The sequence below is a fragment of the Thalassospira sp. SN3W genome, from assembly GCF_038070535.1.
Taxonomy (GTDB): domain Bacteria; phylum Pseudomonadota; class Alphaproteobacteria; order Rhodospirillales; family Thalassospiraceae; genus Thalassospira; species Thalassospira xiamenensis.
On record NZ_CP121124.1, the window covers coordinates 1958201 to 1982102 of the forward strand.

At 53.3% G+C, this 23902-nt stretch carries 20 protein-coding genes; 9 read left to right on the forward strand and 11 right to left on the reverse strand.

Annotated features, from left to right (window positions below; genetic code table 11):
* Positions 1-301 precede the first annotated feature (301 nt).
* The gene (gene murJ / locus P8T57_RS08680) at positions 302-1852 is read left to right on the forward strand and encodes a murein biosynthesis integral membrane protein MurJ (protein ID WP_114094242.1); all 1551 of its coding nucleotides are present in this window, start codon (positions 302-304) and stop codon (positions 1850-1852) included.
* A gap of 172 nt (positions 1853-2024) precedes the next feature.
* A complete protein-coding gene (gene trpS / locus P8T57_RS08685; protein ID WP_341365188.1) occupies positions 2025-3023 on the forward strand; it encodes a tryptophan--tRNA ligase in 999 nt (332 codons plus the stop codon).
* A gap of 84 nt (positions 3024-3107) precedes the next feature.
* Here trpS and P8T57_RS08690 read toward each other — a convergent pair whose 3' ends face one another.
* Together P8T57_RS08690 and ribA are read right to left on the reverse strand one after the other, a co-directional pair.
* Entirely contained in the window at positions 3108-4667 is a 1560-nt protein-coding gene (locus tag P8T57_RS08690; RefSeq protein ID WP_341365189.1) for a hypothetical protein, read from the reverse strand.
* 174 nt (positions 4668-4841) lie between these two features.
* Entirely contained in the window at positions 4842-5990 is a 1149-nt protein-coding gene (gene ribA / locus P8T57_RS08695) for a GTP cyclohydrolase II (protein ID WP_037988982.1), read from the reverse strand.
* 236 nt (positions 5991-6226) lie between these two features.
* Here ribA and P8T57_RS08700 point away from each other — a divergent pair, with 236 nt between their 5' ends.
* A complete protein-coding gene (locus tag P8T57_RS08700) occupies positions 6227-6916 on the forward strand; it encodes a response regulator transcription factor (RefSeq protein ID WP_341365190.1) in 690 nt (229 codons plus the stop codon).
* Between the two features lie 272 nt (positions 6917-7188).
* Here the strand turns inward: P8T57_RS08700 and P8T57_RS08705 are convergent, their stop codons facing one another.
* On the reverse strand, positions 7189-7884 hold the full coding sequence (locus P8T57_RS08705) for a YggS family pyridoxal phosphate-dependent enzyme (protein WP_051682175.1): 696 nt from the start codon (positions 7882-7884) through the stop codon (positions 7189-7191).
* A 55-nt stretch (positions 7885-7939) separates the two neighbouring features.
* Here P8T57_RS08705 and P8T57_RS08710 point away from each other — a divergent pair, with 55 nt between their 5' ends.
* On the forward strand, positions 7940-8578 hold the full coding sequence (locus tag P8T57_RS08710; RefSeq protein ID WP_341365191.1) for a thiamine phosphate synthase: 639 nt from the start codon (positions 7940-7942) through the stop codon (positions 8576-8578).
* Positions 8579-8612: 34 nt separating this feature from the next.
* Positions 8613-9833, forward strand: coding sequence for a glycosyltransferase family 9 protein (locus P8T57_RS08715; RefSeq protein WP_341365192.1), 1221 nt, complete (start codon positions 8613-8615; stop codon positions 9831-9833).
* A gap of 76 nt (positions 9834-9909) precedes the next feature.
* Here P8T57_RS08715 and P8T57_RS08720 read toward each other — a convergent pair whose 3' ends face one another.
* The 3 genes from P8T57_RS08720 to P8T57_RS08730 form a co-directional block, all read right to left on the reverse strand.
* Positions 9910-10965, reverse strand: a complete 1056-nt coding sequence (locus P8T57_RS08720; protein WP_341365193.1) for a porin — start codon at positions 10963-10965, stop codon at positions 9910-9912.
* A gap of 547 nt (positions 10966-11512) precedes the next feature.
* Positions 11513-12568: a porin gene (locus P8T57_RS08725; protein WP_341365194.1), complete on the reverse strand. Its 1056-nt coding sequence runs from the start codon at positions 12566-12568 to the stop codon at positions 11513-11515.
* Between the two features lie 440 nt (positions 12569-13008).
* Positions 13009-14085 carry a porin gene (locus P8T57_RS08730; protein WP_341365371.1) on the reverse strand — a complete coding sequence of 359 codons (1077 nt, stop codon included), beginning with the start codon at positions 14083-14085 and terminating at the stop codon, positions 13009-13011.
* A gap of 250 nt (positions 14086-14335) precedes the next feature.
* On the opposite strand from P8T57_RS08730, the gene P8T57_RS08735 reads away from it, so the two are divergent.
* The 4 genes from P8T57_RS08735 (at position 14336) to holA (ending at position 17158) form a co-directional block, all read left to right on the forward strand.
* On the forward strand, positions 14336-14902 hold the full coding sequence (locus P8T57_RS08735; RefSeq protein ID WP_341365195.1) for a DUF3576 domain-containing protein: 567 nt from the start codon (positions 14336-14338) through the stop codon (positions 14900-14902).
* An 87-nt stretch (positions 14903-14989) separates the two neighbouring features.
* Positions 14990-15607, forward strand: coding sequence for a hypothetical protein (locus tag P8T57_RS08740; RefSeq protein ID WP_341365196.1), 618 nt, complete (start codon positions 14990-14992; stop codon positions 15605-15607).
* The gene (lptE, locus tag P8T57_RS08745) at positions 15604-16113 is read left to right on the forward strand and encodes an LPS assembly lipoprotein LptE (RefSeq protein WP_062950074.1); all 510 of its coding nucleotides are present in this window, start codon (positions 15604-15606) and stop codon (positions 16111-16113) included. Before P8T57_RS08740 ends, lptE begins: the two co-directional genes overlap by 4 nt.
* 13 nt (positions 16114-16126) lie before the next feature.
* Entirely contained in the window at positions 16127-17158 is a 1032-nt protein-coding gene (gene holA, locus P8T57_RS08750; protein WP_341365197.1) for a DNA polymerase III subunit delta, read from the forward strand.
* An 87-nt stretch (positions 17159-17245) separates the two neighbouring features.
* On the opposite strand, the gene P8T57_RS08755 is transcribed toward holA, so the two are convergent.
* The 5 genes from P8T57_RS08755 to mnmE form a co-directional block, all read right to left on the reverse strand.
* A complete protein-coding gene (locus P8T57_RS08755) occupies positions 17246-18454 on the reverse strand; it encodes a ParB/RepB/Spo0J family partition protein (protein ID WP_341365198.1) in 1209 nt (402 codons plus the stop codon).
* Positions 18451-19275 (reverse strand): ParA family protein, encoded by an 825-nt coding sequence (locus P8T57_RS08760; protein WP_007088522.1) that lies wholly within the window; start codon positions 19273-19275, stop codon positions 18451-18453. The genes P8T57_RS08755 and P8T57_RS08760 overlap by 4 nt, the downstream gene beginning before the upstream one ends.
* Positions 19272-19907 carry a 16S rRNA (guanine(527)-N(7))-methyltransferase RsmG gene (rsmG, locus tag P8T57_RS08765; protein WP_341365199.1) on the reverse strand — a complete coding sequence of 212 codons (636 nt, stop codon included), beginning with the start codon at positions 19905-19907 and terminating at the stop codon, positions 19272-19274. Before rsmG ends, P8T57_RS08760 begins: the two co-directional genes overlap by 4 nt.
* A gap of 323 nt (positions 19908-20230) precedes the next feature.
* A complete protein-coding gene (mnmG, locus tag P8T57_RS08770) occupies positions 20231-22129 on the reverse strand; it encodes a tRNA uridine-5-carboxymethylaminomethyl(34) synthesis enzyme MnmG (protein WP_341365200.1) in 1899 nt (632 codons plus the stop codon).
* A gap of 145 nt (positions 22130-22274) precedes the next feature.
* The gene (gene mnmE, locus P8T57_RS08775; protein WP_341365201.1) at positions 22275-23684 is read right to left on the reverse strand and encodes a tRNA uridine-5-carboxymethylaminomethyl(34) synthesis GTPase MnmE; all 1410 of its coding nucleotides are present in this window, start codon (positions 23682-23684) and stop codon (positions 22275-22277) included.
* Positions 23685-23902 lie beyond the last annotated feature (218 nt).

Below are 23902 nucleotides of genomic sequence, written 5' to 3' on the forward strand. Positions count from 1 at the left end.
GCGAGGCTCGCGTCCCAACGAATCCTCAGCGAGTTGCAATGTATGAGTATTGCAGCATATTTTCTGTGACGGTTGTCACAACCCCGTGCATTTTTTACAAAACCACAGCCCATTTCACAAAAGTTCAATGTTTGTGCGCCCATTTAGGCAAAAATTATCGCGGCTCACTCACCGCTAATCCGCCGTCATTACGAGTTATTCACCTTCGACTGGCAGATTTCATGACTATCGAACCCGGTGGGACTCTTTGCCACGGTTAAAAACACATTCTGGTTCATAACTTTTTTGGATTTGATCGCGAATGTCGCTCGTACGTTCCATTGCCACAGTCAGTGGTTTTACCCTGATCTCGCGTCTTCTAGGTTTTGCCCGCGACATCATGATTGCCGGGATGCTAGGTGCCGGTGGCATGGCCGATGCCTTTTTCGTCGCCTTCAAATTTCCCAACCTGTTCCGCCGCCTGTTTGGCGAAGGCGCGTTTAACGCAGCCTTTGTACCTTTGCTCGCCGGTGATATCGAAAAACGCGGCCTTGATGTCGCGCGTGAATTTGCCGCACGCGCCATGTCGATGCTGATCCTGATTACCGGTTTTCTGGTCGCGATCATCGAAATCACCATGCCTTGGGCAATGCATGTCTTTGCGCCGGGCTTTGCCGAAGACCCGGAAAAATTCGCCCTTGCCGTCGAACTGTCGCGTATTACCTTCCCCTATCTCGCCTTCATTTCGGCTGTTGCCCTGATGTCGGGTGTACTTAACACCCTGCACCGCTATGCCGCGGCAGCGGGTGCGCCCATCATCCTCAATATCTGTCTGATCGCTGCCCTTCTGGGACTTACACCGATGACCGAAACCCCGGCCCATGCCCTGGCATGGGGGGTTGCGATTGCCGGTATCGCGCAGTTCATCTGTCTGATGATTGCCTGCAAACGCGCCGGTTTTGCCATCAAATGGCAATTGCCCAAAATTGATGACCGGATCAAGTTGCTGGGCAAACGCATGATCCCGGGCATGATCGGTGCAGGCGTCTATCAGTTGAACCTGCTGATCGATACCATGCTGGCATCTCTTGTTTCGGATGGTGCCGTATCCTGGCTTTACTATGCCGATCGCGTGCATCAATTACCGCTTGGCGTCATCGGGATCGCGATTGGCACGGCCCTTCTGCCGACCCTGTCACGCCAGCTTCAGGGCGCGGATGCCAAAACCGCGATGTATAGCCAGAATCGCGGCATCGAAATCGCATTGCTGCTGACCCTGCCTTCCGCGGTTGCGCTTGGCGTAATGGGTATTCCGATCATCAATGTCCTGTTTGAACGCGGTGCCTTTGGCGCCAGCGAAACGCTGATGACTGGCATGGCACTGACCATTTTTGCCTTTGGCCTGCCCGCGTCGGTTCTGGTCAAAGTTCTCGCGCCGGGATTCTTTGCGCGCGAAGATACCAAAACGCCCATCCGCATCGGCATTTCCGCCATGGTGATCAATATCGTTCTGATCATCGCCCTGATGCCGACCTTCGGCCATCTTGGCATTGCAGCAGCAACCTCGACCTCGGTCTGGATCAATGCAGGCGCGCTTGGCTGGATTCTGCACAAACGCGGTGATCTGGTCTTTGACGACCGGCTTAAACGCCGGGTACCACGCATCTTGCTGTCATCGGTTCTGATGGGGCTTGCCCTATGGTTTGCCATCGAATGGCTGTGGCAAAATGACGCCCTTTCAATCACGCGCGTCATCACCATGGCCGGGCTGGTCAGTGGCGGGTTGCTGATTTACGCCGTCACCGCGCAGCTTTCGGGCGCGACCAGTTTCTCGGAACTGAAAGCAACTCTTAAACGCGGCAACACTGCCTGAAGACGACTATTGCACCTTATTTCCGTCATTTCGGGACAAGCCGCTTGACCAAATCCGGTCCGGCGGCTTAACTCCCGCCCGAAGATTTGCAGGCTCGTCCGCCGGCGGGTGTCCAAAACCTGGCGGAGCATGCAGGTCACTCAACACATTTTTGGAAATGGACGATATCGTTATGGAACGTGTTTTTTCGGGTGCTCAGCCCACCGGTAACCTTCATCTTGGCAACTATCTTGGTGCGATCCGCAACTGGGTCGCGCTGCAGAAAGACTTCGAATGCATCTTCTGCGTCGTTGATCTGCATGCCATAACCGTCTGGCAAGAGCCCAATGAACTGCGTTCCAACATCCGCGAACTTGCTGCCAGCATGATTGCATCTGGCATCGATCCGGAAAAACATGTCCTGTTCAATCAAAGCCAAGTTTCGGCACATGCCGAACTGGCCTGGATTTTCAACTGTGTCGCGCGCATCGGCTGGCTGAACCGGATGACCCAGTTCAAGGAAAAGGCCGGCAAGAATCGTGAAAACGCATCACTTGGTCTTTATGCCTATCCCAGCCTGATGGCCGCCGACATTCTGGCCTACAAGGCGACCCATGTGCCGGTCGGCGAAGACCAGAAGCAGCATCTTGAACTGACCCGCGACATTGCGATCAAATTCAACAACGATTTTGGCGTCGAGTTTTTCCCACAGCCAGATCCGCTGATTCTTGGTCCGGCAACGCGCGTGATGTCACTACGTGACGGTTCGAAAAAGATGTCGAAATCCGATGCATCGGATATGTCGCGCATCAACATGACCGACGATGCCGACACGCTGGCAAAGAAAATCCGCAAGGCCAAAACCGATCCGGAACCGCTGCCAAGCGAGGCTGCGGGTCTTGAAGGCCGCCCCGAGGCCAAAAACCTGATCACCATCTATGCTGCACTGACCGATGCAAATGTTGCTGACGTTCTGGCAGAACATGGTGGAACCCAGTTCTCGGGCTTCAAACAGGCGCTGACCGATGTTGTTGTCGAAAAACTGGCACCAATCACCGAAGAAATGGCACGTCTTAAAGCCGACAATACCTATATCAACGCAGTTCTGGCAAAGGGTGCAGAACGTGCGGATGCCATTGCCCAGCCGATCCTTAAAGAGGTCAAGGAAATCGTCGGTTTCCTTAATCGCTAAAATCGCCAAGGATTCGTTACCAAATCAAAACAAAACCCGACATCAAACGATTGTCGGGTTTTTTGATACTTTATGATCAGGTAATCAGATTGAATTGCCTGCGGGCTGCTGGCGACCTTCCTGCATTGCCTGGTATTTCTTAAGCCCGTCCATCATGGTCTGACTGAACCAGACTCCGACCGGGGCGTCACTATTGCTGTGGCTTTGTGCTTTTTCCATCAATGGATGGACCATTTCGGCACTGCCTGCGCTATCATTGCGCGCTATGTCGCGCTCCAAATTTGCCCTATCATCGCGCTGAATCTGCTGACCTGATGCAGGCTTGTCCTGTGCCACCGCATTGGTCGATGCAACGGCATCATTTGCCATGGTTTGCGACCGATCACGGCCAAGGGCTGCGTTAAACCGTGCGGCCATTTCCGCAGCACTCAAGGGGCCCTGCTGCCCCGAACCTGCTTCTTGTGAATTTGCCGGTTTGGTTACGTCACCCTGCTTGATCTTGGCATATTTTGCCTCCCGGGCAGCAATTTCGGGCGCAACGCCAAATTGCGATGTTCCACGGCTTAACCGCCCGGAACTTTGCGCTCGTGCCCAGACCGTATCACCATTTTCGCTACTAAAGGATGCGCGCTGTATCATGCCCTGATGCCCATTGCGGCTGTCCTCTGCGGTGCGCATGGTCATGTTTGATGCAATATCACTCTGCCCGGCACGTGCAATTGCTACGGCCAGTTCGGCCGGATCGGCATCCTGCGCGTCGATATTGGTTCCGGCCACATCATCCCCTGCCTTGGCCAAAAGACGCTGGGCGGTCTGTATTGCGGGATCATCGCCTGCTGACATTGAAGCTGACGACGTTGCGACCTGCTGTCGGGCAACTGATTGCACCAAGGTTTGAGCATTAGAGACAGCCGGACTTGCAACTGGTTTAACAGCACCATAGGCAGCTGCGGCATTGGCATTGCTAACCGCCCCGCCCCAAGGCGTCACCAGATCAGCCGCATTATAGGCCATGGTACCTGTTTGGGTCGCAGTACCCGGCTGTTCGTTCATCGCCAGTGTCTCAACACCGGCCACCGGGGCAGCATCGGTAATCGTTGCTTGTTCGGCGGGATCGACCGGTAAACCGTCCTCGCCGGCCATTGACCTGTCACCAACCATCCACGGCAGGACAAGATCGCTTGCCCCGCCAGTTGGGCCACCTTCGAGCGATGCATCGGCCATCATCGGCTGATCTGCCGGGGCCTCGTCACCTTCAAACATCGCCATGATATGCGCACCGGTATCTTCACCGGTCGCCAGATCGACAACCGCATCAACCGCCGCACCGGCCAGACCAAAGATACCGCCAAACAGACCGCCACCAACAACGCGCGCACCATTGCCAAGCTCGTCGCCTGTGATGCTGCGGTAAACCATGCCCACACCGGGGATATGCTGCAAAGGATTGATCACATCGAGGAAATCGGTGAATTCAAAGCCGTCCTTTCCGAACATATATTCGGAAAAGCTGCGGCCTTCTTCGGCACCATCAACAAGCTGCTCGGCTGCACCCGATCCAGCAGACCCGCCGCCTGCCGTTCCGTTTGCGATGCTTGCCCCGTTACCGGGCGATATTTGCCGCCAATCTGCACCAATCGACATATCAGTCCTCCTCTTGCCAACTATTTTGCAAAAGGAGTGCCAGTTTTGTTTCTGGTTAAGGTATTGATTTTAAGGGAGTTTATTGAAAGAGAATTTGACGCAGAACTGCCTGTCGGAATCTTCTGCCGGGTAGCATCAGGCAGTCATAATCAGGCGGATTCCGTTATGCGCGACTCAAAACAGGTGGCCGGCGCGGTCCTTTTTGGTCTGAAGATAAAATTCGTTATGACCATTGGACGGAAACTTGTGCGGCACACGTTCGGCAACCGTCACGCCCCAGCTTTCAAGCCCGGTAAGCTTTTCGGGATTATTGGTCAGGAGCCGGACAGTTTCAAACCCCATCTGACGCAGCATTTCGGCAGCTGGCCGATAAACCCGTTCATCAGCATCAAAACCAAGTTCCTCGTTGGCATCCAGCGTATCAAAACCGCGGTCCTGCAATGCATAGGCGCGCAATTTGTTCACAAGCCCGATACCGCGCCCTTCCTGTCGCAGGTAAAGAATAATTCCGCCCTGCCCACTTTTCGCAATTTCGGCAATCGCTCCGCGCAATTGCGGTCCGCAATCACATCTCAGCGACCCGATCAAATCGCCGGTAAAGCATTCTGAATGCAGCCGGATCAAAACCGGCTGATCTTTTGCCGGCTCATCAATCACAATCGCCAGATGTTCCTGACCACCATCTTCCGGACGAAACGCGATAACCGTTGCGTTCTCGGCATTTTCCAACGGAACGCGCGCTTCGCTGACCTGGCGCAGGGTTGCGGCCGATGCGTCTTCGTATCCATTGATGCTCTCGGACTGAAGCACCAGAAGGTTCTGCGCCTTTGACAGCATTTCAAGCTGTTCGGGGTCAACCGGTGCTGTCACCACCGCCGGTAGCAACCGAGCCAGCTTCGCAAGGCGAATGGCCGCACTTTCGGCCATATTGACCGGACGCCACGCGCCAGCTGGCATGCTTTCAAGATCCAGCAACGGATTGGCTATCTCGGCCAACGCTTTCGCATCAACAGCGGATTTTTTGGCGCTGACAAAAGCAATGAAATGATCGTTTTTACAGGTCTTGCCGAGCGATCTGGCCCGCACGCGCGGCAAAACAATCGCGGTGTTTCCGCTTTTGCCAGCAATGTCATGAAGGCGCGCCAATCCGTGGTCGGAAAGCGGTTCGGCAGCAATCACCGCCACACAATGGGCAATGCCATTTGCCTGTCCCTGGACCAGAACGATTTCACCGCGCCGCAAATCGGCAACAGCACGCGATACGGTCACCAGATCGGTCGCGGAAACATTGGCTTTTGATGGCACGGCAGCAGATTGGGTCATTGCAGTCTTTGTTTCTTCTGGGTCATACACGGATGATCACAACATCGCGATCCGGTCGGTATGGGGCTGGATAAGGTGCACGTCAATGGGCTAAAGCGAAAACAGTTTGTTCTTCAAATCGCAGTATGAGACTCTAATCCTAAGTATATGGCGGGCCTACGAGAACAATGCCACAAAAAGAACCGTCGGCAGGCCCAGAATATAGGCGGGATTTAGCAAGCAGCAAGGGATGGCGAATGTCGACAGGTAAACAGGTTCTGGTGGTCGAAGATGACGCGGCACTTAGCCAGTCTCTCACCGAGCAGCTCCGGCTTCATGAGGAATTCGAATGTGTCGTCGCCAATAGTGGCCAAAACGCCCTCGAAGTCGCCAAAGAAAATTACTACGATATTATCCTTCTTGATGTCGGCCTGCCCGATATAGATGGTCGTGATGTCTGCAAACTGATGCGGCGCGCCGGGGTCAAATCCCCGATCATCATGCTGACCGGTGCCGACAGCGATTCTGATACGATCCTTGGCTTGGAGTCGGGTGCCAACGACTATGTCACCAAGCCGTTCCGCCTGAACGTGCTGCTGGCGCGTATTCGTGCCCATATTCGCCAGCATGAACAAAGCGAGGATGCGGTTTTCGTCATCGGCCCCTACAGCTTCCAACCCAGTGCCAAGCTTCTGATCGAAACCACGACCGAGAAAAAAGTCCGTCTGACGGAAAAGGAAACCTCGATCCTTAAATTCCTGTTCCGGGCGGGCGACAAACCGGTCACACGCGAAACCCTGCTTGACGAGGTCTGGGGCTATAACGCCGGGGTCACCACCCACACGCTGGAAACCCACGTTTATCGCCTGCGCCAGAAAATCGAAAAGGACCCGTCAAACGCGACGATCCTGGTCACCGAGCCTGGCGGCTACAAGCTCGTTCCATAACCAGACCCAGACAAACCGCAGAAATACAAATAATTTGCAAAAATCCCGCCGGGCTAAATTCACTTGGCGGGATTTTTGATTTTTTTCGTCACAAAACGGCTTTGAACGCGTCTTATACGTCCGGGCCAGTTATCCACATTTTCTGCCAAATTCGGGCAGTTGACCGAAATCACACCTTAAAGATAGAAAAATCGGCGTTTACAGCATCAGATTTGCGTCGAAAACAATAAAAACAGGGTTTCAGCCGTCTTTAAAAGGCTTCATCTGGCGATTTAATAGCCCCGTGAGCCGAAAACTGCTGTCCCGACACGGATATGGGTCGCGCCAAGCCGGATTGCTGCTTCGTAATCGCCACTCATGCCCATGCTTCGAATGGCCAAACCATGACGGTCGGCAATTTTGCCTAACAGGGCAAAATGCAGTGCCGGTTCCTCATCCACCGGCGGGATGCACATCAATCCCTTGATCGGCAATTTCAGGCGTTCGATGCAATCGATAATAAAATCATCGGCATCGGCCGGGGCTATTCCGGCTTTCTGCGGTTCTTCTCCGATATTGATCTGGATATAAAGATCAGGGCATTCGCCGGTCGTATCGCGATGCTTTGCCAGCGCATTGGCAAGTTTTGGACGATCAACGGTTTCGATCACATCAAATAACGCAACCGCATCTTTTAGCTTATTGGTCTGAAGCGGCCCGATCAGATGCAGTTCGATATCAGGGAATTCATCCCTCAGGCCCGGCCATTTCCCTGCTGCTTCCTGTACCCGGTTTTCACCAAACACCCGCCGCCCGTCGACAAGAGCGGGTCGCACATGATCGGCATCGTGGTTCTTGCTGACACAGATCAGGGTGACATCGCTGGGTGCGCGACCAACCGCTGTACAGGCTTTATCGATATTTTGCTGGATCTCGGCAAGATTGGCCGCGATGTCGGGATTGCCGGATGACAGATGCTGATCGCTCATGGATGATGGCCCAAATCGGTACAGGAATCGGTGAAACAGAATCGGGATACTATCAATGGATGCCACACTGGCAAAGCAGGCACGCCAACTCAATTTGCGCAATGGCGGTCCTGATTGCCTAATCCCGCCGATCATATTGATGACCGACGACAAACGCATGCCCGATCCGATCCCGGCAATCATCGGTCTGCCGCGCAGAAGCATGGTAATTTTCCGACACTACGGGCTCAACCCTAAGGACCGTGCAAACCTTGCCTACATCGTTCGGCGAACCTGTCGCCAATATGGTCACCTTTGCCTGATTGCCGATGATCTTGCACTGGCCTTGCGCCTAGATGCCGATGGTATTCATTTGCCGGAATACCGCATCGAGAAAAGACCACATATCTATCGGCAAATACCACACGACATGTTTGTGACATCCGCCTGCCACAGCTTGCAAACGCTGCGCAAGCTGGCACTTCTCGCACCCGATCAACGTCCCGATGGTGTTCTGATCTCGCCGGTTTTTGCCACCCAAAGCCATCCCGGTCAACCGGGCATGACGTTTTCGATATTCCTTCAAAGAACTGCTTTTTGCCTCAGTCTTGGCCTTATCCCCGTTGCCCTTGGCGGCATAAAACCCAACAATGTTGCCCTGTTAAGGGGATCGGGCGTTGCATCTTTGGCCGGGATCGGGTTCTCTGCCACATAACACCGAGCAAAAGGTGACCGGAGATCGCCCGAAAATGCCTGCACATCACCATCCCGCCCGTAAGAAATTTACCCGGTTTGCATCAAAACAGCCGTTTCAGTTCGGCCTGCCCAATGTCAGCCCGGACCTCATGCAGGCATCGGATAACAGCCCGGCCTATCTGACGCGCACCTCATCGCTTTTGCGCCAGCAAATTCTTGCCAATGCGCCATCAGTAAAAATCATATCAGATAGCGTTCAACCTGATGTGCTTGCCAGCGATGCATGGGCCGATACCGATTTTGACCGGAAACAGGTCCTGTTTTTGATCCCGGACGATGCGATTGGCGATTGTGTCGGCATGGTTCTGTTTCTGCGTGCCTTTGCAACAAAATATCCCGGCGCGAAAATCGCTGTGCTCAATAGCGGTACGGCGTCTGACATATTCGCCACCATCCCCGATATCACGATCTTTCAGCTTTTCATCTCCGCCAAACGCCTCAAAACATTCGACTATCTGATCGATTTCAGCGAGATGGAAGGCTGGAAAGATATCGCGACCATGCCGGTTAACCCGGAAGAGGCACTTTGCGAGGCATTCGGAGTTCCGCCGATCCCGCTTGCATCCGAACGCGCACCGAAACTGGCATCGGGTATGAAAATTGGCATCCTGCCAATGGCCTCATCCCCCCTTCGCACCCTTCCCCCGGAACTAGTGCACGAAACCACGGAACTCCTTGCACAAGCCGGATTTGAAACCACTCTGATCCTCAACGCCTATCAGGGGGTAATGAAGAAATATAAGGACACGATCGGGTCGTTCAACACACCGAATATCCGCGTCGTTGACGGTTTCAAAACCATTGGAAATCTCGTGTCCTTCATCCGGGAACAGAATTATGTCGTGCTGGCCGATAGCGGACCTGCCCATATCACCAAGCTGTTTCAAACGCCCGGCATTGGTATCTATAGCTCGGCCTCTGCCACCGTTTTACAGGGCCGCCATCACAACCTTTACCCTTGGCAAAGCAGTTATAAAGGCGAGTTCTGCGAAGCGCCCTGCGGGCTTGCAAAATTGCGCGCAACCACATCGGGTGAAATCGGCTGCATGGGTAGCCTCCGACTTCCAATGTCGGAACTCGGAAACCTGCCGGTCAATTCTGACAGGGCACTGGCCGAACGGCTTGTGACCGAAAATCCGGTTCCCTGCGTCGCCGACCTTGTCGCACAGAAAGACCGCTTTTTAGCTTTTCTGCGTCAGGATATCGGGATCTGAGCCAGAACAACGGATGTTGGACAAAAAAGAAAAGGGCGGAAAACCGCCCTTTTCAAATCACGCTAATTCCCAGGAATTAGAAGGTCAGTGCCAGACCGGTGACAACGCCGTAACCGTCATTGTCCTCTGCGCCATCGACTTCGTCATCGAACCAGAAGATCGATGATTTCCAGGCAACGCCGGCACCAAGGGTGTAGGCAAGGCCAAGGTCGGCGGTGCTAATTTCACCGGTACCGTTACCACGGCTGCCATTACCATATTCAGCATAGCCATAGGTCAGAGATACAGCTGCTGCATCCATTTCATAGGAAACACCAACGTCGAACTGATCGGTATCGTCCGGATTGCGGCTACCTTCGCTGAAGCCATAGTCATCGTCGGTATGGGAATAGGAGCCGCCAACGGTAAAGTTGCCGAAACCAACATTCAGACCGCCACCAAAAAGATTGCCTTCACCCCAGTTTTCGCCAATCGCGGAAACGCCAAGTGAAATACCGTTGAAGTCACCGGTATATTCAAGGGCACCAGAAACGATGTTGTCGCCAGAACCCGAGGTATCGGAATGCAATCCACCGATTGCGCCGTTCGAGACGTTTTTGTCGAAGGAACCATTTTTACCACTATCATCCGCAAAGGATACACCAGCGCGGAAGCCGCTGAAACTCGGCGTGAAGTACGTGACGCGATTCTGATCACCATTCGGGACAGTCGTGTCGATCAGATAGGAGTTAACCCAGATGTCGAGGTCGCCATCGTTAACGCCAACCGGACCTACTGCTGGCGCAACGATCTGCATCGAATCGGCTGCACTATCGTTTTTGCCCATCTCAATACGACCGAAATTACCGCTGACATACAGGTACTGTTCATCGATCTGGTCACTGGACGTTTCGCCTTCTAACTCGACCACCGCACCAACTTCAATACCATTATCAAGGGTGGTCGAGCCCTTGAAATGAATTTCGGTATCGGATTGGAAGGCATTGTTGCGATCACCGACTTCCTGATCGGCAAAACCGGCCCATTGGTTCATGTAACCACCAACCGACAATTTAATCGGCTCTGACGCCTGAGCCTGACCGGCAAATGCAACAGCGACAAGTGCACTGGAAGCAACAAGGATCTTTTTCATCTTACCCTCTTGGTTTTACGTGTGAACCGGACATTTGTATCGATATACATGCCCGAACTCTCCCGGCTGATAAAACGATTAAAATGACCGTCGGTCAATTACAATAAAGCCGCCGTCTTTATTTTGCCCCTCCCTTTGACATAATTGGCACACCCGACGATGACGCCTAATTTTTAGCGGAGAATCACGTTATTGAAGAAGGCCTTGCAAATTCGGCCCTACCTAATTATATGACCTATAGTCATTTAACTTTGATACCAAAAGCAACAAACACTGGAAAGATGGCCTTCCACACACATGGACAAAGATGACATTATCGCGCAGGCATTCCCTCTGCCTGCGCGAATTTTTGTTTCCACGGCATAAAACAAGCATAGGTCGTTTAATACCGACAAAAATATATCCGGCGGATAACCCCTTCGCAACCGACAGAAAAATCGATCATTTCTAAATAAAAATCCCGCTCAGCGTCTTTCAACGCAGCGGGATTGGCAATAAGAAGGGGGCTGAAAACCGCCCCCTTCAAATCGTACTAATTCTGGATGAATTAGAAGTCGAGACGCAGACCGGTTACAACACCGTAGCCGTCGTTATCAGCAGTGGTATCGTTCTCCTGATCGAACCAGAAGACCGACGAACGCCACGAAACGCCAGCACCAAGAGCATAGCGCAGACCAAGATCAACCGCGCTGACGTCACCGGTACCGAAATCTTCATAACCATAGGTCAGGGAAACGGCAGCAGCATCCATGGCGTAAGACACACCAATATCAAATGCGTCCAGATCCTGGCCGGCAGTGTCACGCGAGCTCAGACCATAATCGTCGTCGGTATGGCCATAAGAACCACCAACGGTGAAGTTGCCAAAGCCAACATTAGTACCAAAGCCGTACCAGTTGCCTTCACCCTGGTTTTCACCAACAGCCGACAGACCAAGCGATACACCACCGAAGTCACGGTTGAATTCCAGACCAGCGGAGATGATGTTGTCGCCAGCGCCCGAAGTATCGGAGCTCAGACCGCCAACAGTGGTTGAAGTACCTGAAGTGGTTACGGTTTTGTTGAAGGTACCGTTTTTGCCGCTATCATCAGCAAACGACACACCTGCACGGAAACCACCGAAGACCGGGGTGTAATAGGTCGCACGATTCTGGTCGCCGCTGGAGCGAACGGTGTCGATCAGATAAACGTTCGACCACTGGTCCATGTCACCGTCGTTGACGCCAACCGGGCCAACTGCCGGTGCGGTGATGCCCATGTCATCGGCGGCACTATCGTCTTTACCCAGTTTGAACTGACCGAAACCACCATTAATGTAAAGGTACTGTTCGTCGATCTGGTCAGAGGAGGTTTCACCTTCAAGTTCGATTACAGCTCCGATTTCAATGCCGTTATCAAGCGTGGTCGAACCTTTGAAGTGAACTTCTGTGTCCGACTGGAAGGCGTTTTTACGACCACCGGAAGCAGTGGTATCTTCGTCAGAGAAGCCAGCCCACTGTTCCATGTAACCGCCAACCGACAATTTGATCGGTTCGGAAGCGGAAGCTTGGCCTGCAAAAGCAACAGCAACGAGCGCGCTGGAAGCAACAAGAATCTTTTTCATCTTACCCTCTTTATAATCTGTAGCCGATCAGCAACACCGTATTCCACACAACATGTCAGCTGATCACTGAGCGAGAGTAAAGCGGATATAATGACTTATGGTCAATTGATTTAAATGACCGATGACCAGTTATGTCATTACGTGTGATATTTTAATCACAAATATTGCCGTTTTTTCGTCATTTTTTCTGACCGTAAGCTACAAGAATAAAACCCGATGGCCTCCGGTAAAATATGCTTCCAGATAAATGACCGCCTATCCATTTATGTGTGCTCGCTACGAAAGGCTGAATTATCAGTTCTAAGTCGTAAAACGAAGATCAGCCATGATGTCATAAAGATGATCTGACGTACCTAACCGCTCACAGCTTCCTAAAACAAAAAAAGAAGGGAGCGATTTCTCGCTCCCTTCTTCCGCTTCTAGCTCTCGATAGAGAATTATTAGAAGGACAGCGCGATACCGGTAATAGCACCGTAGCCGTCGTTGTCGCTGGTCGTACCAGCTTTGTCTTCGTCGAACCAGAAAACAGACGACTGCCAAGAAACTCCTGCACCGAGCGTATAGTTCAGACCAACCGAAGCACCCTGAGTTTCGGTGCTGCCGGTTTCCTGATAAGCATAGGTTGCCGAAACAGACGCTGCGTCCATGGCGTAGGAAACACCAAGGTCAAATGCATCGGTATCGTCAAGGCCAGCGGTGCTGTTACGCGAAGTCAGACCGTAATCTTCTTCTTTGGTGCCGTAAGAGCCGCCAACGGTGAAGTTGCCGAAGCCAACGTTTACGCCAGCGCCATACCAGTTACCTTCACCCTGGTTTTCACCTTCAAGCGACAGACCAAGCGAGAAACCATCGAAGTCATTCGAGTAAGCAACAGCAGCAGAGACGATGTTGTCACCAGCACCCGAAGTATCGGAGGTCAGGCCACCAACATTCGTAGAGGTAACGCCGTTGGACGTGGTGGTCGTTACGCTCTTGTCGAAAGTGCCGTTGGTACGGCTGTCATCAGCGAACGACACACCAGCCTGGAAACCGCCAAAGTTCGGGGTGTAGTAGGTAACGCGGTTCTGGTCACCAGAAGACGGAACGGTATCGATAATGGTCATATTGACCCAATCTTCCATACCACCATCGTTCGGACCAACCGGACCAACGCGCGGAGCGGTGACACCCATAGCGTCAGCCGCACTGTCGTTTTTACCCATTTCGATACGACCGAAGCCGCCGTTTACGAACAGGAACTGCTCGTCAACCTGGTCGGTCGAAGATTCGCCTTCGAGCTCGATACGAGCACCGATTTCGATGCCGTTATCAAGAGTGGTCGAACCGGTGAAGTAAACTTCGGTGTCAGACTGGAACGCGTTTACGCGACCACCAGCTGCATCGAGGTCCTGGTCAGCAAAACCAACCCACTGTTCCATAAAACCGCCAACCGACAGTTTAATCGGCTCAGAAGCCGAAGCCTGGCCTGCGAAAGCAACAGCGACGATTGCGCTGGAAGCAAACAGAATCTTTTTCATCTTTTCCCTCAACGTCTTTGCAAGTGCGGAAAACCGCCTACAAAAATTAGATGAACGACTTTTCGCCGTTCGGTTCGGGAGTAATGGAGCCAGTAAAACTATGGCGCGTCAACAACACTGTGATCGAAAAGATACATTTCCGCATCTTAGTTGCATATTTGACACACATGTTTTTGTTTGCTCCAAGCCGTGTCGGCCCTATAGTGCGGACAGAAATTCTGATGCCTTGGACAAGGAATGGACCGTGCGATTGTCTCTTGTTAAATTTTTTGCCCCGGTTGCAATATGTTTGCTGCTTGCAGCATGTGGTGCGGGCACCCAATCCGAATATGATAGTTATCCGGGCTCCGCGCCGGGTGACAAACGTGTTGGAACAACCGGCCGCTCGCAAACAATCGCGGATCAGAAAAAAGAAGGGACCCTGTTTGGTCCCGACGGCTTTAATTTTCTGGGTGGAGACGATAGCAAGAATCAAGGCGGAGGCACAGGTATAGGTGTGAACAGCTTCCTGTGGCGCGCATCGCTTGATACGCTGTCCTTCATGCCGCTCAATTCGGCCGATCCGTTTGGCGGTGTAATCATCACCGACTGGTACAGCCCGCCGGAAACACCAAACGAGCGTTTCAAGATTACCGGCTATATCCTAGGTACCGCCCTTCGCTCCGACGCAATCAAGGTCGCTGTATTCCGCCAGGTCCGCGTTGGCACGGACCAATGGGCGGATGCTGTGGTTGAACCAAGTACGGTAACCGCAATGGAAGACTCGATTCTGACCCGTGCGCGTCAACTGCGCATTGACAGCGCAACCGCACAATAAGCATTCTGTTTGGATATGCTAGACACACCTATATATGTGTCAGATCAATACAACCCCCATTCGCTGACACGTGAATGGGGGTTTGTCTTGGCCCTTCATCGACCTGCATTATCACAATACGGGGATGATCTGCGCGCTGGGCGACTTGCAATCGCGTGCGAAATTCTTGGCCTGCTTCCTGCTTGGGAAGAACAAAAGGATTTTCCCCGCCAGCCAAAAAATGCAGGATCGGTTTCAACAGACTTCATCGAAAACAATCTGGCAAAGCTTCATTCCCAGATAGGCAGTGATATCTTGTGCCTCACGCTTCTGGCAGATGTGCCACTTGATCGTCCTTTGCATATTACCCAAAGCAGCCTGATCGGCCATTGGCGATGGCTGCGTCAGGTTTGGAGCAAACTGGCGATAGGCGAGCAGCCCTTTACCTTTATGCCTGAAGCCCAGACTCACAGTTTACGAGATACGCCGAAAAGCAAAATTGTGGACGAGCTTGAAAAGGGTCGGTTCAATACGGCCATTGCGAACCTGCGCAGCGACTTCAAGTCTCTTTCAAATAACAGCGATTCAGCTAAAGATCTTGAACTCAGACTTTCTTTCATCACGAACCTAACTCTGTTTTGCCCTTTGATCGGATCGGAACTATTGTATCGTCTTGGTCATGCGCCTTTTGGCAAAAACCATCACGCAAAAAATAGCGAGGAATGACGTTGCGCGCCCTGTTATCGATTATCGCCGTGCTTGCCCTGACCGGCCTCACCGCTTGCGGCTTCCGCCCTCTTTATGCCGAGGATAAAGGCGGTGACAGTACCGCGGCCGATATGGCGAGGGTCAAAATATCGATGATGGAAGACCGAATCGGACAAATAACACGTAACGTTCTGGTCGAAACGCTGACCCCGCGCGGCCAAACTGTTCGGCCGGAATATACCCTCGATATTACTCTTGATGAATCAACTTCCGAACTCGGTTATACCAAGGACAATGAAGCAACCATTGCCGACTACATTTTGAGCGCCCAGTACCAACTTTCTCGAATTTCCGACTCAAGAATACTCCGTTCAGGCACGCTTCGCGCCCGAACAACTTACAACCTTGTCGACTCCGACTTTGCATCACTAGAAGCAGAGTCCGCCGCCCGCTCAGACGCTGCCCGGAATCTTGCCCGACAGCTTGCCAATCAGGTCGCCGTTGGCCTGCGCAGCGGACGTTAGGTAATATCACGCCATGAAGCTCAAGGCAGCACAGGCCGAAAATTTCCTTCGCGCTCCCGATGCCAAGGCGCAACTCGTCCTGATCTATGGCGAGGATGAGGGGCTTGTACGAGAACGTGCGGTCAGACTTGCCAAAACCGTGGTCGAGGATCTCAAGGACCCATTCCGCGTAATCGAACTTGGCACTGCCCAGCTTAAGGAAGACGCCAGCCGTCTGCGCGATGAAGCCGCCGCAATCAGTTTCGGCGGTGGGCGCCGTGTGATCCGAATCCGCGACATTGGCGAGGCACAGGCCCCCGTAATTGCCGATTTCCTTGCCGATCCCGCCGGTGATGCCCTGATCGTCATCGAAGCCGGCAGCCTTGCGTCCAAATCGAAACTGCGTCAGACGGTCGAGAAAGCCGGTAATGGTATGGCGCTGCCCTGCTATGCCGACAGCGGCCGGGATATCGAAGCCCTGATCAATTCCGTCATGGAAGATCACAAACTGCGCATTGATCGCGATGCCATACGCTATCTGGTCGGTAATCTCGGCTCTGACAGGATGATTTCACGAAGCGAACTTGAAAAACTGGCTCTTTACGCTCTGAAAGAAGGTCAGGTCACATTGGCTGACGCGATGGCCTGTGTCGGGGATAGTTCCGCCCGCCATTATGACGATGTCGTGCAAGCCGTATCCCAGGGCAATGTCGCAAGCCTCGATAGCGCCCTGACCCGCCTGGTCGAAGAAGGCCTCAATCCGGTTGGCGCACTTCGCATGATGATCGGCTATTTTCAAAAACTGCATCTGGTCAAAGGCCAGATGGCACAAGGCACGAATGCCGAACAGGCGATGAAATCGTTGCGGCCCCCCCTGTTTTTCAAGGCCGCAGATCAGTTTCGCGCCAATCTGCAGAATTGGGCATTGGGAAATCTGCAACGCGCCCTGCAAATCCTGCTAGAAGCCGAAAAGGATTGTAAAAGTGGGCTCGCCATCCCCGAAACGATCGCACACCGCGCGATGATCAAGGTCGCCGTTGCCCGCCAGAAGCAGGGCAGACGCTAACGACCGTACATATTTCGCAAAAAGAAAACAGCCCCGCTGACCGAGTCGTACGGGGCTGCTTATCGTTTGCGGATTGGCTATAAAAATCTATTCGTCGCTATTACTTAGGGCTCCATGAGCTTTACTCTTCAGGACTTTCGCGTCCGACAATGTCTCAAGCGCCTCTTCACCGACTTCATCCTGCTCAATCGGCATATCGCCTTCTGGCTCGTCTAGAAACGAGTCATCGGCATCCAGCGCGATCTCGGTCGCGTCGGCAATCGATTCGAGCTCGTCAGTCAGAAGATCATCATCGATAAACATCGAATCGAATTCGTTGTCCCCCTCACCTTCGGGAACAAGCGGATCATCCTCGTCATTAACCTGTGCCGACTCGCCCAACCGTCCCTGACTCAAACGTTTGAGAATATCGTCAAGTTGCTCAAGGGTTTCATACCTAACAGAGATTTTACCACCCGCCCCGTCAAAATCGATATTTACTGCCAACCCCAACATATTGCTAAGATCATGCTCCAGTGCCACTGTATCTGGATCTTTATCGCTTGTGCGTCCCGACGAAGGCTTCTTCTGGCGCGCGGTTTTACCGCCGTCACTTTTCACCAGTTTCTCGGTCTGGCGAACGTTTAGCCCCTTCTTGACGATCTGGTTTGCGAGCTCGACCGCGTTATTCGCCCCCAAAAGGGCCCGCGCATGACCGGGGCTCAGCACACGATCCGACAACATCTGCTTGATCGGTGAAGGAAGCGTCAACAAACGCAGGCTGTTCGCAATATGACTGCGGCTTTTGCCAAGCGCCTGAGCCAATGCCTCCTGGGTATGCGAAAAATCGCTCATCAGGCGGCTATAACCTTCGGATTCCTCGAGTGGCGACAAATCCTGCCTTTGCAGGTTTTCGATCAGGGCAATCTCGGCGGTTTCCCTGTCGTCAAAATCACGTACCAGAACCGGCACTTCGTGCAATTGCGCCCGCTGTGCAGCTCGCCAGCGACGTTCACCGGCAATGATCTCATAGCTGGTTTCACCTGTAGAGGACGCCCGCACAAGAATCGGCTGAATAATACCCTTCTGACGAATCGATGCCGCCAGATCGTCAATCGCCTCGTCATCAAAATTGCTGCGCGGCTGGAATGGTGATGGCTTCAGATCGGTGATGGCAATCAGCTGTGTGGTCCCGCCAGGGCCTGGATGAGCAACAGCCTCATTGCTACCAGCAACCGCTGCACCGACATCATCGTCTTCCTCGCCCAGCAGGGCCGATAGCCCCCGTCCCAAACCGCGTTTTTTTGCCTCACTCATGCCTTCACCCCTTCGCGTTTCAGAACTTCGCTTGCAAGATTAAGATATGCCCGCGACCCCGGACATTTCATATCATAGACAAGCACCGGCGTACCGTGGCTTGGCGCCTCTGATACACGGACATTGCGCGGGATCACCGTGCGGTAAACGACATCACCAAAATAGTCGCGTACGTCATTGGCTACCTGTGCTGACAGGTTGTTACGCTTGTCATACATCGTCAAAACAATGCCCTGAATTTCAAGAGCAGGGTTAAAAGCCTTTTTCACCCGCTTAATGGTGCGTACCAGATGGCTGATCCCCTCCAGTGCGAAAAACTCGCACTGCAGCGGCACCAGAACCGCATCACTGGCAACCAACGCATTAAGTGTCAGCAAGCCAAGTGACGGCGGGCAATCGATCAGCACATAATCGACATCATGCGGCAACCGACCGAGCGATTCTTTAAGCTGCATCTCGCGGCGTTCAAAATCGACAAGCTCGATCTCCGCCCCAGAAAGATCCATACCTGATGGCACAATCGTCAGGCGCGGAATAGCAGTTGCCTTGCGTGCTTCTTCCAGCGTGTTGCCGTTGATCAGCACGTCATAAGAACTTATCTGGCGCTCAGACGGACGCAGGCCCAAACCGGTGCTTGCGTTGCCCTGCGGATCAAGATCAACGATCAAAACCCGCTGGTTCACAGCCGCCAACGCAGTTGCCAGATTAATCGTGGTCGTGGTTTTACCAACCCCGCCCTTCTGGTTGGCCACGGCAATGATCCGCGGCCGGTGACCGGCCTCGGAAGAGATTGAAAGCGGCAAATCAATAACGTCGGTCACCGGTCAACTCCTTGCAAAATCAACACCACGCCTTCTGGATCAACCAGGCTGGCATGGGTGGTTACAGTGAATGCCCAACCGGCTGCACGTGCATCGGCCAGCTCTTCCTCAAAGGCACGTCCTTTTAGCAACACATAATGCCCGCCCGGTTTAAGATGCCGCTGCCCAAGCTCCAGAAGCTTTGGCAATGGCGCAAATGCACGGGCTGTAATCACGTCGGCTTCACGCGCGTTGGCGACTTCAATACGCTCGCGAGCAATTTCGATCTGGCCCAGCACCCCACAAACCCGCGCAGCTTCCAGCAGAAACACGGTTTTCTTGGTGTTTGATTCCATCAAAATCACGTCATTCGCACCCAAAATCGCCAAAACGATCCCTGGGAACCCTGCCCCGGAACCGAAATCGACAATTTTCCCGCCACGGGCAACGTCTTCCACATACGGCCAAAGTTGCGCAGAATCCTGTAAATGACGTGTCCAGACGTCATCAGCCGTGCTGGCACCAACGATATTGATCCTCGGCTGCCATTTGACAACAAGGTCAGCATAAAGGCCAAGACGGTCCAATGTTTCACGTGAAACATTCAAATCGGTCTCAAACCATGTTTTTACGGGTTCTGAAATGGATTGCATGTTCGAGTTATAATCCGCGTTAATGATTCGCACCAGACTTGATTTTTTAAGCAAACACGTTTTATCGCGTCGAAATCAATAATTTTTGGGAAAAACACGAAAATGTTTCACGTGAAACATTTTACAGACAAGTAAAAGCATCACGCGTGCAAAGCCGGTGGGCCAGAATAAGACCATGCAGATATTCAGATATTGTATTTAAAGCCCGCGGTGAATGAAGCCCCATCGTCAATGATAAACAGCGGCACATCAAAAAAGAGCAGCACACTTATACAAAATGTGCTGCCTTTCCGAAATTATGAACAACCCAACGTAAGTTCCAATCAGGCGCTGCGTATCGCCTTATGCTTGTGGCTTTTGATATGCCCAAGCAAGGCGGTCACTGCCGCGGGGGTGACACCTGGAATGCGTGATGCCGCACCAATAGTTTCGGGCTGGATTTCTTTCAGTTTCAGACGGATTTCCGCCGAGAGGCTGCCAACGCTATCGAAGTCAAGATCGCGCGGCAGACGCAATTCTTCATCCCGACGGAAGGCCGCAACATCGGCGGACTGGCGATCCAGATAGCCTTTATATTGCGCATCGATTGAAACCTGTTCTCGGATCGCCGGGGTAATTTCAGAAAGCTGCGGCCAGACGCGGGTCAAGGTATCGAAATCAATATCCGGATATGCCAGCAAGTCATACGCCGAGCGCCGCACACCATCCTGGTTGATTTTGATGTCATGCTTCGCCAGACCATTCGGGGTTTCGGTCAAATCGGAAACGGTGCGTTTGGCTGTTTCAAGCGAAAGTTTTTTATCACCCCAAACCTGCTGGCGGTGCGATGCCACGCAGCCGATGTCAAGACCACGATCCGTCAGACGCTGGTCAGCATTGTCCGCACGAAGCATCAAACGATACTCAGCGCGTGAGGTAAACATGCGATAAGGTTCGCGCGTGCCCAGCGTCACCAGATCATCAATCATCACGCCGATATAGGCGTCAGCACGATCAAGAACAAATTCGCGCTCAACCGCCCCTGCTGTGCTTCCGGCGACAAGGGCAGCATTAACACCCGCGACAAGTCCCTGCCCGGCAGCTTCTTCGTAACCGGTCGTGCCATTGATCTGCCCGGCAAAGAACAGTGCACTGACTTTCTTGGTTTCCAGCGTATGGCGCAGCTCGCGCGGATCAACAAAATCATATTCCACTGCGTAGCCAGGACGGAAAATCGCGACCTTCTCGAGACCCGGAATGGTGGCCAGCATCGCAAGCTGAACTTCTTCGGGAAGTGAGGTTGAAATGCCGTTCGGATAAACCGTCGGATCGTCGAGCCCTTCTGGCTCCAGAAAAATCTGGTGCTGGTTCTTTTCGGCGAAACGCACAACCTTGTCTTCGATCGACGGGCAATAACGCGGGCCACTGCTTTTGATCTGGCCACTATACATCGGAGCCCGATGCAGGTTTGCACGGATGATTTCGTGCGTCGCCTCAGTTGTCCAAGTCATGTGACACGAGATTTGCGGTACGGTGATTTCTTGGGTCAGGAAGGAAAACGGATCGGGCGGATTGTCACCCGGCTGTTCTTGAAGACTGGCCCAATCGATCATTCGGCCATCAAGCCGTGCCGGGGTGCCGGTTTTCAAACGCCCCAAACGGAAGCCGAATTTTTCCAAAGTTTCCGAAAGACCAAGTGCTGGCGCATCACCGATACGCCCGGCCGGAGTGGTTTTTTCGCCAATGTGAATAAGACCACGCAGGAATGTTCCCGTTGTCAGAACCACCGCACCGGCATCATATTCGCGCCCGTCTTCGGTGATCACACCGGTCACGCGGCTGTCATCGCCCTCGGCAATTTTAAGGTCGTGAACCGCGCCTTCGATGATCGTCAGGTTTTCCTGATTGGCCAGAATATCCTGCACCGCTTCGCGATACAGCTTCCGATCAGCCTGCGCGCGTGGGCCGCGCACAGCCGGTCCCTTGGAACGGTTCAGCATTCGGAATTGGATCCCAGCGCGGTCAATCGCACGACCCATCACACCGTCAAGCGCGTCGACCTCGCGAACCATATGCCCCTTGCCAAGCCCGCCAATAGCCGGGTTGCAAGACATTTCACCGATACGATCAGCACGGTGTGTGACCAATGCGGTTTTCGCCCCCATGCGCGCAGCCGCAGCCGCAGCCTCGCACCCGGCATGGCCCCCGCCAACAACAATCACATCAAATCGGTTATCCGACATCGAATTCCTCGTTGAATTCCTTGACTACGCCAAGCCATGACATCTGCTCAATGCAACACAGCTTGCGAGTCTTATTCAGGTCTTAATTCAAAACCACGTGTCATCGAAATGGCCGATGTTTCACGTGAAACAATTTCTGATAATCTTATTTGCCGATACAGAAGTCGCCGAAGATAATATCAAGCAGGTCTTCCACATCGACGCGTCCGGTGATTTTACCGATTTCACGCACGGCAAGGCGAACATCCTCGGCCGCCAATTCGGCAATATCGGTCTGCAATCCGCGATCCAGATGATCACTGGCACGCTCAAGTGCCTGGCGGTGCCGCAGCCGTGTCAGGGGAACTGGTCCCGCAAAACCGAGCCCTTCTTTTACGCGAGTCTCCAGCAGTTGCAAGAGGCTTTCCATCCCCTGCCCGGTCATGGCCGATATGGGCAAAACGGGCAGCTCAAGCCGATCACCTATTGCCGATTTTCCAGACCAGACTGTCGGGATATCGCCAACATCCACACCATCCACCTTATTGACCAGAAGGATCGTATTGGCATCAATCAGGCGCGCAGCCTCTGCGTCGATGTGGGGCCAGTCGGAACGATCCACCACAACAAGCCGCAAATCCGCATCCTCCGCGCGGGCGGTTGCACGGCGAACACCCTCGGTTTCGATCACATCGCCACTTTCGCGAAGGCCCGCAGTATCCACCATGGTGACGGGAAAACCACCAAGATCAAGATGGACTTCGATCATATCGCGCGTGGTTCCAGCGATCTCGGACACAATCGCCGCCTCACGCCTTGCCAGCCGGTTCAGAAGGCTTGATTTACCGGCATTAGGCGCACCGAGAATCACGATCTGGAAACCTTCGCGCAACCGTTCCCCGCGCCGGTTGTCGGCGAGATGTTTATCCATCTCGCCGTGAACGGATGACAAATCACCACGCACCACCGGCACAATACCACCAGGCAAATCTTCGTCCGGAAAATCGATATCCGCCTCGATGTAGGCCAATGCCTTCATTAAACGCGCGCGCCAGTTTTCGTAAAGGGCGCCCAATTCGCCTGCCATCTGGCGCACGGCCTGCCTGCGTTGGGCCGCAGTTTCGGCATCAATCAGATCGGCAATGCCCTCGGCCGCGGTCAGGTCCATTTTGCCATTTTCGAAGGCACGTCTGGTATATTCCCCCGGTTCGGCGATACGCAGGCCCGGTCGAGCGGCCAAGCAATCAAGAACACCGTCGATTACCGCACGCCCGCCATGAGTATGAAGCTCGACGACATCCTCGCCTGTAAAGCTGGCCGGACCTGCAAAATAGATCGCTACCGCATCATCAAGTCGCTCGTTCGTTTTCGGATCATGGATCGGCGCATAGATCGCATGACGTGGTTTTGGCAGGCTGTCGCGGCCCAGAAGCGCGCACAATGTCGCCCCAGCCATTGACCCGGATAGCCGGATAACCGCCACCCCGGCCCGCCCAGCGCCGCTGGAAAGGGCAAATATGGTGTCTGTCTGGCCCACTCGGATCGGGGTTCCACTGTCGGTCACGTTAATCGTCATCCGTTCTGCTATCCGTCACGCCATCTGAAGAAAAATGTTGCTGGCTGTCCATATCGGTCAGCATTCCGCGAAGGTCAACATATAGCTGCAATCACAAACGGGGCTTTAAGGCTGCACAAGATAGCTGAAAGCGGCATATCATCAGCTTTCTGACCACCAAACAATCCTCGCGGAAACCGGTTTCTAGTTTGATTTACAGATCTTTGGAAACGGCACCA